This is a genomic window from Pseudomonas sp. LBUM1658 (assembly GCF_059716055.1).
The window spans coordinates 4,871,738-4,886,269 of record NZ_CP166798.1; the positions used below are offsets into that span (position 1 = coordinate 4,871,738).

Here is a 14,532-nt window from a genome sequence, read left to right on the forward strand (position 1 = left end):
TAATGGTTTGAAGAATAAATCTAGAACTTTTTTATCAAGCCTACCATTCCAGCCTCATCTATCCCCGTGCCGCCGACGCTGTACCAGTGGCACCAGGTACACCGGCACCTGAGCCAACTGCAAAACCCGGGCGGAGGTCCTGCCCAAAGGCGTTTCCCCTCCGGCACCATGGCTGTGACTACCTACGATCAACAAATCCACCGAGAGTTTCTGCGCCTGTTCGAGAATGACCTCTGACGGATCGCCCTGAAATACCCTGACCGACTTGATCAGCGCCAGCTCCTGCTGGCCCTCCCCCAACTCTTCGCGAAAGCTGTCGAGCACGCGCTGCTCGATATTGGCCATTACCGTGGACAGGCCCTGACTGTGCCATTCGCTCAACGCCTGCTCATCGAGATAACTCTGTAGCACCGATTCGGCAAACAGCCCCATGGGCTCGACAGCGTGAACCACATACAGGTCGGCATTGAAGGTTCTAGCCAGTGCCAGAGCATGTTGCATCACATAGGGGGCGTATACGCCGAGGTCAGTGGCATACAGCATCGAACGAATCATATGACCTCCTCGAATGCCAAATATGGCGGAGATTTGATTCAGCTTAGCAGTGCCTTGGCGAGTCGGAGATTTTGCGTAAAGCCTTGAACGGTCGGCTTAAACCTTCTGCTCATTGCTGATGCCATGAGGGACGTGACCGGTAGCGACCACCTCGCGGGCCAATTCGCAATGGCCGGCCTGATCGTCGAAAAACACGTCGGCGGCAAAGGCTTCAAGAAACGCCGACTTCGCCAGACCGCCGAGAAACAACGACTCATCCAGGCGAATGTCCCATTCGCGCAAGGTCCGGATCACCCGCTCGTGGGCCGGAGCCGAACGGGCAGTGACCAATGCCGTACGGATCGGACAGGCGTCGTCGGGAAACTCCCGCTGCAGCAAATAGAGTGCGGACAGGAAGCCTTTGAACGGCCCGCCGCGAAGTGGCTCGCGAGCCGACTCGCGCTCACTGGCCTGGAAGGCTTCGAGCCCACCCGCCTGATAAACGCGCTCGGACTCATCGGAAAACAACACCGCGTCACCATCGAAAGCGATCCGCAATTCGCCACTGGCCGCCCGTCGGGCGCCGCCGGAGAGGATGGTCGCCGCGGCGAAACCGGCGTCCAGCGCGCTGCGCACATCCTCGGCGTGGGTCGACAGAAACAGATCGCAACCAAATGCCGCCAGATAGGGATAGGGACTACGCCCACCGACAAAGGCGGCGCGGGAAATATCAAGGGCGTAATGCTGGATCGAGTTGAATACCCGTAAACCGGTATCGGCGCTATTGCGTGAAACCAGCACCACCTCGACTCGCGCGCGACCGAGACTGGCATTGAGGCTGAGCAGTTTTTTGACCAGTGGAAACGCATCGCCCGGCTCGAGGAACTCGTCCTCATGCTCGATCTGATACTGGCGATAGGCTTCGACTCCATTGGCCAGGTAAACCTTATGGCTCTCGGTTAAATCGAACAGCGCCCGCGAGGAAATTGCCACCACCAGCTTGTCGCCCACACCCTTTGTCATTTCGCTCCCCCTGGCCGACAGACTCAGCCGTTACGCCGATCGATAAAACTCAACGCCTGACACAACGCCTCGATTTTCGGCAGCTCACAGCCGGCAGCCCTGGCAACGGCCAGCGGCCTGGCATAGATCGCCGACAATTCCAGCCTGCGTTTATGCAGATAATCGTGGTACATGCTCGGCCAGTAATCGGGCATTTTTTCCGTCATCTTGAACAGATGTTCGGCATATCCGGGCGGCATCGTATGACCGCAGGCCAGCGCACCCTGCACCACTTCGGCCATCAGCGCCTGAATCAACTTGCGACTGCTGGCGTCGGCCATCAGCGGCGTGGTACTGGCGCCCAGCAGCACTGACAGACCGTTGTACGGTACATTCCAGACCAGTTTTTGCCAGCGCGCCTGCTGCAGATTGGCCATGGCCTGAGAGTCGATACCGGCCAGGCGAAACAGCCCGGCGCCTTGCTCGACGATGGCCTGGCGTGCCGGTTCATCGGCCAGGGCCGGGCCGCTGTGGTAACCGATATTCACCGCCCCCAGCGCCTGATGTTCGATCACCCCGGGGGCTGCGCGATGCACGCAGATAAAACACAGACCGCCCAGCAGGTGCAGCGAGTCGGGCAACAAGTCGCGAAGGCTGTCTTCGACGTCCAGACCATTTTGCAGCAACAGCACTTTGGCTCCCGCGGCGGCGGCCTTGATGATCGCCGGTGCAAGCTCGGCGTTACTGGTGGTTTTCGCGCCCACCAGCAACCAGTCACAGGGCGGCATGTCGTCTGCGCAGGAGTAGGCCTGGACCGGATTCAACCTCAACTCGCCATGCACGGCGCTGTTGAGTTGCAAGCCGTGTTCGGCAACAGCGGCAAATTCACTGCGCAACAGAAAGTGCACATCAAACCCGGCACGCGCCAGCATCACCCCGTAAAAACCGCCGATCGCCCCGGTACCGACAATGCCGATTCGCGGCGTCTGGCCCCCTGCACCCATCATGGCAACTCCTCTGGAATTCGACTCAGCGCCTGACCCACGCCCGCATTGAGCTCATTGCGCGTCAGCCGCGACTGTAAGGCCCCGTAGAACTCGCCGTCGCGCACCACGAACAGCGCCGGCAAATGAAATACCTGATAACGCTCGACCACTCCACCGTTGTCCCCCGCATCGATCCAGCACAACCGATCGACCGCCAGATCCAGGCCGGGCAGCTGCTGGCGGGCCCAGCGGCAACTGGCGCAACCGACACTGGTGAAGATCACCAGCGATACGCCGTTCATCGCCAACAGCTGTTGATCGGCGTCGAAATCAGTCAGCTGCGATTGGGCCACTATACTGGGTGAAACAATGTCAAATAACCGAGACTCGGAGTCCGCGTTCATGAGACGTTTTCTACCTCATCCTGATGATGTTCCGGTCGAGTTGACCTTACGTAAACGAGAGTGTATTTCTCGGCAACAGCTGCACTCTATCAGCCTCGGTGGTATGGCTTGCAATTATCACCGAGCCTGGCGCTACGGGACTGCACTGGAAGTGCGCATGCCAACTCTGGGCGAAAATGCCTGCTACTTGGGTTATGTGGTCTGGTGTCTGCGACGCAAGCGAGGGTATTTGGTCGGGATTGCTTTTGTCGACGAACAGACGTTGTTCTGCGCGCGCATGGGCGAACAGGTCTGCCAGATGGCGCGTTATTGTCGCCTGCACAAGCCGCAGACCGAGCAGGAGGGGGTCGAGGCCGTGGCACTGGAGTGGGTCCAGCAGCATGCCGACGAGTTCTCCCATGACAACGTCCGACAGGCATTTATGCAGCCAGTGCTGGATTAAACCCGCGCTTGCCCATTGTCGAGCCACAGTGTAACGCGCTAAGGTTCGGCTCCCCGACGCGCTTAAATCTGCTGTGCTCCGCCGCGCGGGGATCGCTGGCGGCCGGCACCCGTGACCTGACGAGTAAACGATGGCTGATTTACCGATCAACGACCTAAACGTCGCCTCCAACGAGACCCTGATCACGCCCGATCAGCTCAAGCGTGAGATTCCTTTGAGTGACGCTGCCCTGCGCACCGTGACCAAGGGCCGCGAAGTCATTCGCAACATTCTTGATGGCACCGACCACCGCTTGTTCGTCGTTATCGGGCCTTGCTCGATCCACGACCTCAAGGCGGCGCATGAATATGCCGAACGCCTCAAGGCGCTCGCCGCCGAAGTGTCCGACACCCTCTATCTGGTGATGCGGGTCTATTTCGAGAAGCCGCGTACCACCGTCGGCTGGAAAGGCTTGATCAACGATCCGTACCTGGATGACTCGTTCAAGATTCAGGACGGTCTGCACATCGGTCGTCAACTGCTGCTGGATCTGGCCGAGATGGGCCTGCCGACCGCAACCGAAGCCCTCGATCCGATCTCGCCGCAGTACCTGCAGGACCTGATCAGCTGGTCGGCCATCGGCGCACGCACCACCGAATCCCAGACTCACCGTGAAATGGCTTCCGGCCTGTCCTCGGCGGTCGGCTTCAAGAACGGCACCGATGGTGGCCTGACCGTGGCGATCAACGCCCTGCAGTCGGTTTCCAGCCCTCACCGCTTCCTCGGCATCAACCAGGAAGGTGGCGTGTCGATCGTCACCACCAAGGGCAACGCCTACGGTCACGTGGTGCTGCGCGGTGGCAATGGCAAGCCGAACTACGATTCGGTCAGCGTCGCGCTCTGCGAGCAAGCGCTGAACAAGGCGAAGATCAAGCCGAACATCATGGTCGATTGCAGCCACGCCAACTCCAACAAGGACCCGGCACTGCAACCGCTGGTGATGGAGAACGTCGCCAACCAGATCCTCGAAGGCAATCAGTCGATCATCGGTTTGATGGTCGAGAGCCATCTGAACTGGGGCTGCCAGTCGATTCCGAAAGACCTGGCCGACCTGCAATACGGTGTCTCCATTACCGATGCCTGCATCGACTGGAGCGCCACCGAAAATACCTTGCGCAGCATGCATGCCAAGCTAAAGGATGTGCTGCCAAAACGCGATCGCGGCTAAATGATCTGGGCAGGTAACTGTAGCGAGGGGGCTTGCCCTGCATCCCTGTAGGAGCGAGCTCGCGATGGACGTTAACGATAACGCGTGTTGTCTGAATAAACGCGCCGACCTTGAGTCCATCGCGAGCAAGCTCGCTCCTACAATAGACACCTCGCCACAAGGTGTGATGTTCGCCGCACAATTTGGGTGATCAAAAAAACCGGAATCCGTCAAAGGATTCCGGTTTTTTCATGCCTGCTGAACCCGACGGTCAGATAGCCGTCGCCCCGCCATCCACCGCCAGGGCGTGACCGGTGGTGAAGGCTGCGCCGTCGCTGCACAGATAGAGCACGGCACTGGCAATTTCTTCGACGGTACCGATGCGACCGACCGGGTGCATGGCGGCGGCGAATTCGGCTTTCCTGGGATCTGCCTCATAGGCCCGACGGAACATGTCGGTGTCGATCACTGCCGGGCAAACGGCGTTGACGCGGATTTTCTTCTTCGCATACTCGATGGCCGCCGATTTGGTCAGACCGATCACTGCATGTTTCGACGCGGCGTAGATGCTCATCTTCGGCGCCGCACCCAGGCCGGCTACCGAGGCGGTATTGACGATGGCGCCGCCACCTTGGGCAAGCATCAGCGGCAGCTGGTACTTCATGCACAGCCAGACACCCTTGACATTGACCCCCATGATCGCGTCGAACTCATCCAGGGTGCCATCGGCCAGCTTGCCCTTTTCGATCTCGATCCCGGCATTGTTGAAGGCATAGTCGACCCGGCCATAGGCGCTGACCGCCTGCTCCATCAGCTGCTGCACATCCGCTTCCAGGGTAACGTTGCAACGCACGAAAACCGCGTCGCCACCGGCCGCGCGAATCAGCTCCACCGTGCCCTCGCCGCCCGCCAGATCCAGGTCCGCGACCACCACTTTCAAGCCTTCGGCGGCAAACGCCTGGGCCGTTGCGCGGCCAATACCGGCCGCTGCGCCAGTGACCAATGCGACCTGGCCGGAAAATGTCATGCTCATTGTTATGTCCTCGATGGAATGCGGGTGAGCGCAGTCTAGTCACAGCGACCCGAGACGCGGCAGCACTATCAGAAGGCCGGTTGAACAGCTATGAGTTGCAGTGATAAACAGGCCCTGGTGGCCTGTACGGCTAGCCACACAGACCACTTGTGACTATCACCCGATTGGATCGCAACCTATTCGCTGCATCGGCAAACCTTGCGACATTGGCTTCCAGGGTCTATCAATCAGGCTTCAATTCATCATTGAGTGCCTGTCATGACTACCCAGACCAATCGCCAATTCCTCCTCGCAAAACGCCCGGTGGGCCCGGCGACCCGCGAGACCTTCACCTATCAGCAAGTACCGGTCGGTGAACCGGCGGCGGGTCAGATCCTGGTCAAGAACGAATACCTGTCACTGGATCCGGCCATGCGTGGCTGGATGAATGAAGGCAAGTCCTATATTCCGCCAGTGGGCATTGGCGAAGTGATGCGCGCACTGGGAGTTGGCAAGGTCGTGGCCTCGAACAATCCGGGCTTTGCCGTCGGCGACTACGTCAACGGCGCCCTGGGGGTGCAGGATTATTTCCTCGGCGAGCCGCGCGGCTTCTACAAAGTCGATCCGGAACTGGCACCGCTGCCACGCTATTTGTCAGCGCTGGGCATGACCGGGATGACCGCGTATTTCGCCCTGCTCGACGTCGGCGCCCCCAAGGCCGGTGACACCGTGGTGCTCTCGGGCGCAGCGGGTGCGGTGGGCAGCATTGCCGGGCAGATCGCCAAGATCAAGGGTTGCCGCGTAGTGGGCATCGCCGGTGGTAAGGACAAGTGCCAATTCCTGATCGACGAGTTGGGTTTCGATGGCGCCATCGATTACAAAAACGAAGATGTGGTCGCCGGGCTCAAGCGTGAATGCCCGAAAGGTGTCGACGTATATTTCGATAACGTCGGCGGCGATATTCTCGATGCGGTACTCAGCCGACTGAACATGAAGGCCCGCGTAGTGATCTGTGGCGCAATCAGCCAGTACAACAACAAAGAGGCGGTGAAAGGCCCGGCCAACTACCTGTCGTTGCTGGTCAACCGTGCACGCATGGAAGGCTTTGTGGTGATGGACTATGCCGCTCAATTCGCCGCCGCCGGGCAGGAAATGGCCGGCTGGATGGCCAAGGGGCAGCTCAAGAGCAAGGAAGATATCATCGAGGGACTGGAGACGTTCCCGGAAACCCTGATGAAACTGTTCAGCGGCGAGAACTTTGGCAAGCTGGTGTTGAAAGTGTCTTGAGACGGGGAACTGCGGTGCGTCCATAAAAAGATCGCAGCCAATCGGCAGCTCCTACAGGGACCGCGTACACCCACAAAGACAGGTGTATGCAAATCCTGTAGGAGCTGCTGCAGGCTGCGATCTTTTGATCTTTACGCCAGCTCGGCTACCACAGCCGCCAGCGCCTTGGCCGGATCGGCCGCCTGGCTGATCGGACGGCCGATCACCAAATAGTCGGAACCGGCATCCAGCGCCTGACGTGGCGTGAGGATACGACGCTGGTCGTCCTGGGCACTGCCCGCCGGACGAATCCCCGGTGTCACCAATTGCAGGGACGGATGCGCGGCTTTCAAGGCCTGAGCTTCCAGCGCCGAGCAGACCAGACCGTCCATCCCGGCTTTTTCCGCCAATGCCGCCAGGCGCAGCACTTGCTCCTGAGGCTCGATGTCCAGACCGATTCCCGCCAGGTCCTCGCGTTCCATGCTGGTCAGCACGGTCACACCGATCAACAGCGGCTTGGATCCGCTACGCTGGTCGAGCACTTCACGGCAGGCGGCCATCATGCGCAAACCACCGGAGCAATGGACGTTGACCATCCATACGCCCATTTCCGCAGCAGCCTTTACGGCCATCGCTGTGGTGTTCGGGATGTCGTGGAATTTCAAGTCGAGGAAGACTTCGAAACCCTTGTCACGCAGGGTCCCGACGATCTCCGCGGCACAGCTGGTGAACAGTTCCTTGCCGACTTTGACCCGGCACAGTTTCGGGTCCAGCTGATCGGCCAGCTTCAGCGCGGCGTCACGGGTGGGGAAATCCAGGGCGACGATGATAGGAGTCTGGCAGGCGGACATGAGTAGGCTCTCAGGCAAGTCGAAATCGGCGCGCATTGTAGCGGAACCCGCATCAATGCGGGACCCAATGATCGGTAATTCATTCTCGAGTCTGACGTGCGGATCAGCGCTTGTCGTCGACCTTTACCTGGCTGGTGCTCCAATCGGTCAACAGACTATAGGCCACGGCCAGCAGGGTCGGGCCGATGAACAGGCCGATAAAGCCAAACGCAATCAAGCCGCCAAACACCCCGAGCAGGACGATCACCAGCGGCAGATTGCCGCCGCGGCTGATCAGGTAGGGCTTGAGCACGTTGTCGACGCCACTGATGATGAACATGCCCCAGGCACCAAGGAACACCGCCATGCCGTACTCGCCTTTCCAGGCCAGCCAGGCGGTAGCGGGAATCCACACCAGTGGCGGGCCCATGGGAATCAGGCTGAGCAGGAAGGTGACGATGCCCAGCACCAGCGCGCCCGGCACTCCGGCGATCAGGAAGCCGATCAGCGCCAGCACCGCCTGCGCCGCCGCCGTGCCGATCACGCCATTGACCACCCGCTGGACCGTGCCCGCCACCAGTTCGATGTAATAACCGGCGCGGTCGCCGATCAGCCGTTCCAGCAAACGATGGACGAACATCGCCAGGCGAGGCCCGTCGCGATAGAAGAAAAACACAAAGACGATGCTCAAGGTCAGCTCGAGAATCCCGCCGCCGATCTGCGCGCTGCGCGCCAGCAACCAGTTGCCGACCTGCCCCAGATAGGGTTTGACCGCGAGCATCATCGCCGCGCCCTGTTGGTCGATGCTGTTCCAGATCCCGAGCAGCCGCCCGCCGACAAAGGGAATGCCACCTAGCCAGGTCGGTGCTTCAGGAAGACCATCGACTTGCACGTCCTTGATAAACGCCACGGCGTCCCGCACATGGTCGGCCAGATTGAAACCGAGCCAGACCAGCGGAACCGCCACCAGCAACATCCAGCCCAGGGTCAAGAGCGCTGCGGCGAGGGACTCGCGGTCATTGAGCCAACGGGTCAGCAAGCGCATCAGCGGCCAACTGGCAAAGGCCAGTACCGCGCCCCAGAACAGCGCCGACCAGAACGGCGCCATTACCCAGAAGCTGGCGCCGAACAACACCAGGAGCAGGATCTGCACCAACAGGCGATCGTTATTGATCATGAAAGATCTCGTGAAAGGTTCAACGAACAAAGAGTAGGCGAACGGCGCGCAGCTCAGAAGAGCCTATCGCAGTAATTCGATACGCAGACCCGTTGCTTTATCGCTTCCCGTCTCCATCCGCGCCTCTCGCACGCCCTGCCCGATCAGCGCCTGGCGCCAGGTCTCGGCATGGGGCCCGGAAACACTGACCCGCATCGTGGTATCGAGGTTCAGCCCGCGTGACAGCAACGTTAGCCAGGCCGGTAGCGGCTCACCGTCGAGCTTCGGGAAATCCAGTTCACCGGTGTCCTTGAGCTGACGCAACAAGGTCGCGGAAGTCGGCATCAACTCGCCAAGGGCGGTGCTGGCGTCAAACTGCTCGACGTGCAGGTAAGCCCGGCGATTACCGCGAGTGATGCTGTACAGGGCCACCAGCGAATTGTCCTGGGGTGCCGCCAGACGTAACAGCAGGTAAGCCTGCTGCTCATCGGAACCATAGAGTTTGGCATTGCCGAAGACCTCGTTGGCCCACAGGCTGCTTTCCCCGCAATCGCGGGCCTGGCACCAGAACAACAGCTGCGCACCCTGCTTCTGCAAGGCTTCACGGGCGGCGGTGAAGGCTTCGGTGGACGAATGCTCGGGCGGTAACTGGTAGGTCACGGAGCTGACTTGCCCGCGGGTGCTGACCTGACCGTCGAAACGCAGCTGGCCGCTGATTTTGCGGATCGAACCTAAAGGATAGATCCGTTCCAGCTCCGCGGTTGGCCGGTAATCGACAATCTGCGCATCGGGTAAACGCGGCACTATGGGTAAATCCTGGCTGCCGGGAACATCGGCAGCGAACAACAGCGGACTGAAACAGGCCAGCCCGAGCAAACTGATTAAACGCATGGGTACTCTCATCGGATCAGCATGGCCTGAGCGCCTTTGACGATACTGGCGTCGTCGACATATGGCGGCACCAACAAGCCGCGCTGCACTGCCGGGCGGGCTTCCAGGGTAGCCAACCAGCGCTGCAAGGCCGGCAAGCCATCTACCGAGACCCCGGACCATTCATGGCTACGGACCCATGGAAAGGTCGCGATGTCGGCAATGCTGTAATCGCCGGCCAGAAACTCGACGGCTTCCAGGCGGGTGTTCAGCACTTCATACAAACGGCGGGTTTCATGTTGATAGCGGTCGATGGCGCCCTGGAGCTTCTCCGGGAAATAACGGAAAAACACATTGGCCTGACCCTGCATCGGGCCGATGCCGCCCATCTGGAACATCAACCACTGGATCACCAGTGAGCGACCCTTGGGGGCCCCGGGCATGAGTTTCCCGGTAAGCTCGGCCAGATAAATGAGGATTGCGCCGGACTCGAACACGGCAAAATCGCCATTGGCGCGATCGACAATCGCCGGAATCCGGCCATTGGGATTGATCTTGAGAAAATCTGCTGCCTTCTGTTCCTTTTTGTCGAAACTCAAGGCATGCACTTTGTAGGGCAGGCCGAGTTCCTCGAGCACGATAGAGACCTTGTGGCCATTCGGGGTCGCAGCGGTGTAGAGATCTATCATGGTTGTCTCCCATTTCAACCCGCCCAGCCTCGACAGTTGCCCGCTGCAAGTCAAGGAACGGCGAAGAACCGATTGAAACAGTCTGCAACAAGGGCGGCGCCGGGCTCGTCATTCAGATGCAAATGATGGCCGCCAGGCAGCTGTTCACGGCTAAAGGGTAGACGCTCCAGCAATTGCGGATGTTGCGCCAGCATGCCGTCCGCGGCGACCACCAGCCGGGTCGGACAACTGATGCGCTGGACGAAGGTCATGGCCTGTTCTTCTGTCAGACGCAGCGGCGAAGCCAGGGTCAGGCGGCTGTCGCTGCGCCAGGTATAGCCGCCCGGTACTGGCATCAGCCCGCGCTGGGCCAGCAACTCCGCCGCTTCCCGACTGACCGCCACCAAGCCTTTCATACGGGCTTCGATGGCACGGTCCAGGGTGCTGTAAACCGGTTTGCGCTTCTCTTGCAGATCCAGCTGCGCTTGCAGGGCCATGCCCATTCGCTCGGCGGCATTGTCGCTTTTTGCGGTAGGAGGAATGACCCCGTCGATCAGCGCCAGATGGGTCACGCGCTCCGGCAGCGCGCCTGCCAGCACCAGCGATACGATCGCCCCCAGTGAGTGTCCGAGCAGGGCAAAGCGTTTCCAACCGAGCTGCTCGGCGACTTGCAGCACGTCGTAGACGTAATCCCACAGCGCATAACTGGCCCCCTGCGGTCGATGCCCGGAATGACCATGCCCGGCCATGTCCAGCGCGACAATGCGCAAACCCGAGAGTTTGGGCGCCAGCCGCGCGAAGCTATTGGCGTTGTCCAGCCAGCCGTGCAAGGCAATCACCGGCAGACCGTCTTCCGGGCCAAACAAATGTGCGGCCAATTCGATATGCGGCAGGCTCAGGCGGACTTCTTCAACTGGAGTTTTCATGCGCAATTTCGCTCGCTGCGGCTGTCCCAGCGACTGAACAGATTCTTCAGCAGCGTGGCAGTGTCCTGTGGGCGCTCGAGGGGAAACATGTGCCCACCCGGCATGGTCAGCGACTCGCCGTGGGGCAGACGCCCGACCGAGCTGGCGTGATGGCGCATGACCACCCGGCTTTGCCGCCCGCGGACTACCGCCAGCGGCACTTTCAACTGCCGTGCGCGACCGGGGCTGGTATGCGGAACGCCGCGGTAAATGCTGATTTCCGTCGCCGGATCGAAACTCAAGCGCAGACGATCGCCGACCTTGTGCAAGCCATGTTGCAGATAAGCGTCGAAGCATTCCGGATCGAAGCCGCGAAACAGGGTTTTCCCGGCGAAGTAATGGCGCGCGGCTTCCAGATCGGCAAACTCTTCCCGGCGCCCGAGGGTGCGGCCGGCAGGGGTCAGCCGATCAATAAAACCAAAGCGCTTGGCGGCGCGGATCACCCACTGATCGGCGCGGGTCAGCACCGGCGAATCGAGCATCACCACGCCGCGATAGAGTTGTGGACAACGCAAGGCCGCGTGCAGATGCAGAACTCCGCCGAAGGAATGACCGACGCCCCATACCGGCTCAGGCTGCTGCTCGAGGTGATGAATCAGCTCATCCACCAGGTTCAGCCAGTTGTCGTCCACCGGGAAACGCGGATCGTGAGCGTGTTGCTGCAGATGGGCAACCTCGTACTCCGGCGCCAGCGCGGCGAACAACTTGCCGTAGGTGGCAGAAGGGAAGCCATTGGCGTGAGCGAAAAATATCTGCTGCGGCATACCGGCGAATCCATAAGCGAAATCAGGCCTTGATTGTCCGCAAGACACTGGCCGACAGCAATGACCGTAACTGCCAGGAATGATGACAGTCAGGCCATCGCCCTGAACTTTTGGTGAGGGGGCTTGTTGTGGCGAGGGGGCTTGCCCCCGCTGGGGCGCGTAGCGGCCCTAAAACCTGCAACCGCGTTTGTATCAGGCACGCCGCGTTCACCGGCTTTACGACTGCTTCGCAGCCGAACGGGGCGATGCGGCGTTCCGACAAGCCCCCTCGCCACAGGGAAGCTACCTTGCTCTATCAGGGCTATCCCCGTGTCGGCGGCATATTTCCCAGCGGTACCACCGCCATGGTCAGCCGCGATACGCAGCTGGCCTTGCCTTCGTCGCTGCTCAGGCGGATGTCCCAGACATGGGTGGTGCGACCGATGTGAATCGCCCGCGCCACTGCTGTCACCCGCCCGCTGCGCAGGCCGCGCAAATGGTTGGCGTTGATCTCGAGCCCTACGCAATAGAACTTGCTGGCATCAATGCACAGGTAGCTGGCCATGGAACCGACGGTCTCGGCCAGCACGACCGAAGCGCCGCCATGCAGCAAACCATAGGGTTGATGGGTGCGATGGTCGATCACCATGCTCGCGCTCAGGGACTCTTCATCAAAGGCTTCGAAGCGGATATCCAGCACTTCGCCAATGGTGTTTTTCTGGATCGCGTTCAGTTGCTCGATGTTGGGAGTGGTACGCCATAGACTCATCGCTACATCCTTAATTGGTTTTATTCGCGTCAATCCTGCCACAGCACCACTCCGGAACGCTCGCTCCACTCCTGGAAGCGTGCGCCGTAGGTGGCCTCGATCACATTGCGTTTGATCTTCAAGGTGGGCGTCAGGAAACCGTTTTCCACGGCCCAACTGTCTTTCACCACCACCAGTCGACGCAAGCGTTCGTGTTTGTCGAGCATGCCGTTGACCTCTATCAGCAAGGTTTCCAGGCTGGCGTGCAAACCATTGCGGGCGGCACTGTCGGCATCCTGAAGGCCGACCGCCGACAGCACGCACAGCCCCAGCGGCGCGCTCAAGCCATCACCGACCACACACACCTGCTCGATCCGCGAATGCACTGCCAGGAGATTTTCAATTGGCGCTGGGGAGACGTATTTGCCTTTGCTGGTTTTGAAGATTTCCTTGAGCCGCCCGGTCAGGCGCAGATTGCCTTCGGCGTCCTGCTCGCCCTTGTCGCCGGTGCGCAGAAAGCCGTCTTCGGTCAGGGTTTCGGCGGTTTTCTGCGGGTCCTTGTAGTAGCCGAGCATGGTCGCAGGGCTACGCACCTGCACTTCACCCGCCTCGTCGATCCGCACTTCGACTCCCGGGCAGGGTGCGCCGATCCAGCCTGGTTTATGCTGCCCCGCACGACCGACATGGGAATAACCGCAATTCTCGGTCATGCCATAGACCTCCAGCACATCCAGACCGAGCCGCTGATACCACTCGAGCAAGGTCTGCGGCACCGGCGCGGCGCCGGACAAGGCGATGCGCAAGGCATCCAGCCCCAACCCGACGAGGACTTTGTGCCCTATCCGCCGGCCAATGATCGGCAAGCCCAGCAGGAAATCCAGGCGTTTGGCGGGCATCTTGCTGTAGACGCCCATCTGGAACCTGGTCCAGATCCGCGGCACGCCGAACAGCGCGGTCGGCCGCGCGCGCTTAAGGTCGGTGAGGAAAGTGTCCAGATTCTCGGCAAAAAACACCGTTTGCCCGGTATAGATCGATGCCATCTCGACAAACATCCGTTCCGCCACATGGCACAGTGGCAGGTAGGACAGCAGCCGATCCGACTCCCCCAGGCCAAACAATTGCGTGCCCTGGGTGGTGGCGAAAGCGAGATTGGCGAAACTGTGCATCACGCCCTTGGGCAAACCGGTAGTGCCCGAGGTGTAGATGATCGTTGCCAGTTGCGCGGCAGCGGGCAGCGGGTCGTCCTGGATCGGTGAACTGCGTTGCAGGTCGGCCCAGCTGTAATCGAACGAGCCGTCGGGGCTGAGTGGCAGGCTGATGGTCGGCAAGTCAACGCGGATCCCGGGCGACATGCCTGGCCAGTCATCAAGTTTGCCGACAAATACCAATACCGACTCCGAATGGTCGAGCACTTGCGCAACCGAGTCGGCCGTCAGGTTGGGATACAGCGGGACAGACACATGCCCGGCCATCCAGATCGCCAGGTCGGCGATAATCCAGTGCGCGCAGTTTTTCGAGATGATTGCGATGTGGCTGCCTTGCGGCAGCTCCCGGGCGCGGAGCCAGTGGGCTGCGCAGCGGGCCTGGTGACCGACGTCGGACCAGCTCAGGGTTTCGATCTGCCCGCCCCCCACCGGCTGGACCAGGAAGCGTTGACGGGCATGACGAGCTTCACGCTCGTAAAACACTTCCAGCGGCAAACGAAAAGCGGCAGACATGC

At 60.5% G+C, this 14,532-nt stretch carries 16 protein-coding genes; 3 read left to right on the plus strand and 13 right to left on the minus strand.

Annotation, left to right across the window (positions count from 1 at the left end; all coding sequences use genetic code 11):
* Window positions 1-54: 54 nt before the first annotated feature.
* The 4 genes from ACA064_RS22325 to ACA064_RS22340 form a co-directional block, all read right to left on the minus strand.
* A complete protein-coding gene (locus ACA064_RS22325; protein WP_497670063.1) occupies window positions 55-555 on the minus strand; it encodes a universal stress protein in 501 nt (166 codons plus the stop codon).
* A gap of 96 nt (window positions 556-651) precedes the next feature.
* Window positions 652-1,557: a 5'-nucleotidase gene (locus tag ACA064_RS22330; protein WP_497670064.1), complete on the minus strand. Its 906-nt coding sequence runs from the start codon at window positions 1,555-1,557 to the stop codon at window positions 652-654.
* Window positions 1,558-1,580: 23 nt separating this feature from the next.
* On the minus strand, window positions 1,581-2,540 hold the full coding sequence (locus ACA064_RS22335; RefSeq protein ID WP_497674313.1) for a putative 2-dehydropantoate 2-reductase: 960 nt from the start codon (window positions 2,538-2,540) through the stop codon (window positions 1,581-1,583).
* Window positions 2,540-2,926 (minus strand): thioredoxin family protein, encoded by a 387-nt coding sequence (locus ACA064_RS22340; RefSeq protein ID WP_497670065.1) that lies wholly within the window; start codon window positions 2,924-2,926, stop codon window positions 2,540-2,542. Before ACA064_RS22340 ends, ACA064_RS22335 begins: the two co-directional genes overlap by 1 nt.
* Here ACA064_RS22340 and ACA064_RS22345 point away from each other — a divergent pair.
* The gene (locus ACA064_RS22345) at window positions 2,925-3,368 is read left to right on the plus strand and encodes a PilZ domain-containing protein (protein ID WP_497670066.1); all 444 of its coding nucleotides are present in this window, start codon (window positions 2,925-2,927) and stop codon (window positions 3,366-3,368) included. The two genes, ACA064_RS22340 and ACA064_RS22345, sit on opposite strands and share 2 nt — an antisense overlap.
* 130 nt (window positions 3,369-3,498) lie before the next feature.
* Entirely contained in the window at window positions 3,499-4,575 is a 1,077-nt protein-coding gene (locus tag ACA064_RS22350) for a 3-deoxy-7-phosphoheptulonate synthase (RefSeq protein ID WP_497670067.1), read from the plus strand.
* A gap of 250 nt (window positions 4,576-4,825) precedes the next feature.
* Here ACA064_RS22350 and ACA064_RS22355 read toward each other — a convergent pair whose 3' ends face one another.
* On the minus strand, window positions 4,826-5,587 hold the full coding sequence (locus ACA064_RS22355) for an SDR family oxidoreductase (protein ID WP_497670068.1): 762 nt from the start codon (window positions 5,585-5,587) through the stop codon (window positions 4,826-4,828).
* Window positions 5,588-5,845: 258 nt separating this feature from the next.
* Between ACA064_RS22355 and ACA064_RS22360 the strand changes: the two genes are divergently transcribed.
* Window positions 5,846-6,853: an NADP-dependent oxidoreductase gene (locus tag ACA064_RS22360; protein ID WP_497670069.1), complete on the plus strand. Its 1,008-nt coding sequence runs from the start codon at window positions 5,846-5,848 to the stop codon at window positions 6,851-6,853.
* A gap of 131 nt (window positions 6,854-6,984) precedes the next feature.
* On the opposite strand, the gene pyrF is transcribed toward ACA064_RS22360, so the two are convergent.
* The 8 genes from pyrF to ACA064_RS22400 form a co-directional block, all read right to left on the minus strand.
* Window positions 6,985-7,683 carry an orotidine-5'-phosphate decarboxylase gene (pyrF, locus tag ACA064_RS22365; RefSeq protein ID WP_497670070.1) on the minus strand — a complete coding sequence of 233 codons (699 nt, stop codon included), beginning with the start codon at window positions 7,681-7,683 and terminating at the stop codon, window positions 6,985-6,987.
* Between the two features lie 103 nt (window positions 7,684-7,786).
* A complete protein-coding gene (locus ACA064_RS22370; protein ID WP_497670071.1) occupies window positions 7,787-8,839 on the minus strand; it encodes an AI-2E family transporter in 1,053 nt (350 codons plus the stop codon).
* A gap of 63 nt (window positions 8,840-8,902) precedes the next feature.
* Window positions 8,903-9,709, minus strand: a complete 807-nt coding sequence (locus tag ACA064_RS22375; protein WP_497670072.1) for a DUF4892 domain-containing protein — start codon at window positions 9,707-9,709, stop codon at window positions 8,903-8,905.
* Between the two features lie 8 nt (window positions 9,710-9,717).
* Window positions 9,718-10,377, minus strand: coding sequence for a glutathione S-transferase family protein (locus ACA064_RS22380; protein ID WP_497670073.1), 660 nt, complete (start codon window positions 10,375-10,377; stop codon window positions 9,718-9,720).
* Between the two features lie 50 nt (window positions 10,378-10,427).
* Window positions 10,428-11,282, minus strand: coding sequence for an alpha/beta hydrolase (locus ACA064_RS22385; RefSeq protein ID WP_497670074.1), 855 nt, complete (start codon window positions 11,280-11,282; stop codon window positions 10,428-10,430).
* Window positions 11,279-12,085: an alpha/beta fold hydrolase gene (locus ACA064_RS22390; protein WP_497670075.1), complete on the minus strand. Its 807-nt coding sequence runs from the start codon at window positions 12,083-12,085 to the stop codon at window positions 11,279-11,281. The genes ACA064_RS22385 and ACA064_RS22390 overlap by 4 nt, the downstream gene beginning before the upstream one ends.
* 301 nt (window positions 12,086-12,386) lie before the next feature.
* Window positions 12,387-12,833, minus strand: a complete 447-nt coding sequence (locus tag ACA064_RS22395) for a hotdog fold thioesterase (RefSeq protein WP_497670076.1) — start codon at window positions 12,831-12,833, stop codon at window positions 12,387-12,389.
* 29 nt (window positions 12,834-12,862) lie between these two features.
* Complete coding sequence (locus tag ACA064_RS22400; protein WP_497670077.1) at window positions 12,863-14,530, minus strand: AMP-binding protein; 1,668 nt, start codon at window positions 14,528-14,530, stop codon at window positions 12,863-12,865.
* Between the last annotated feature and the right edge of the window lie 2 nt (window positions 14,531-14,532).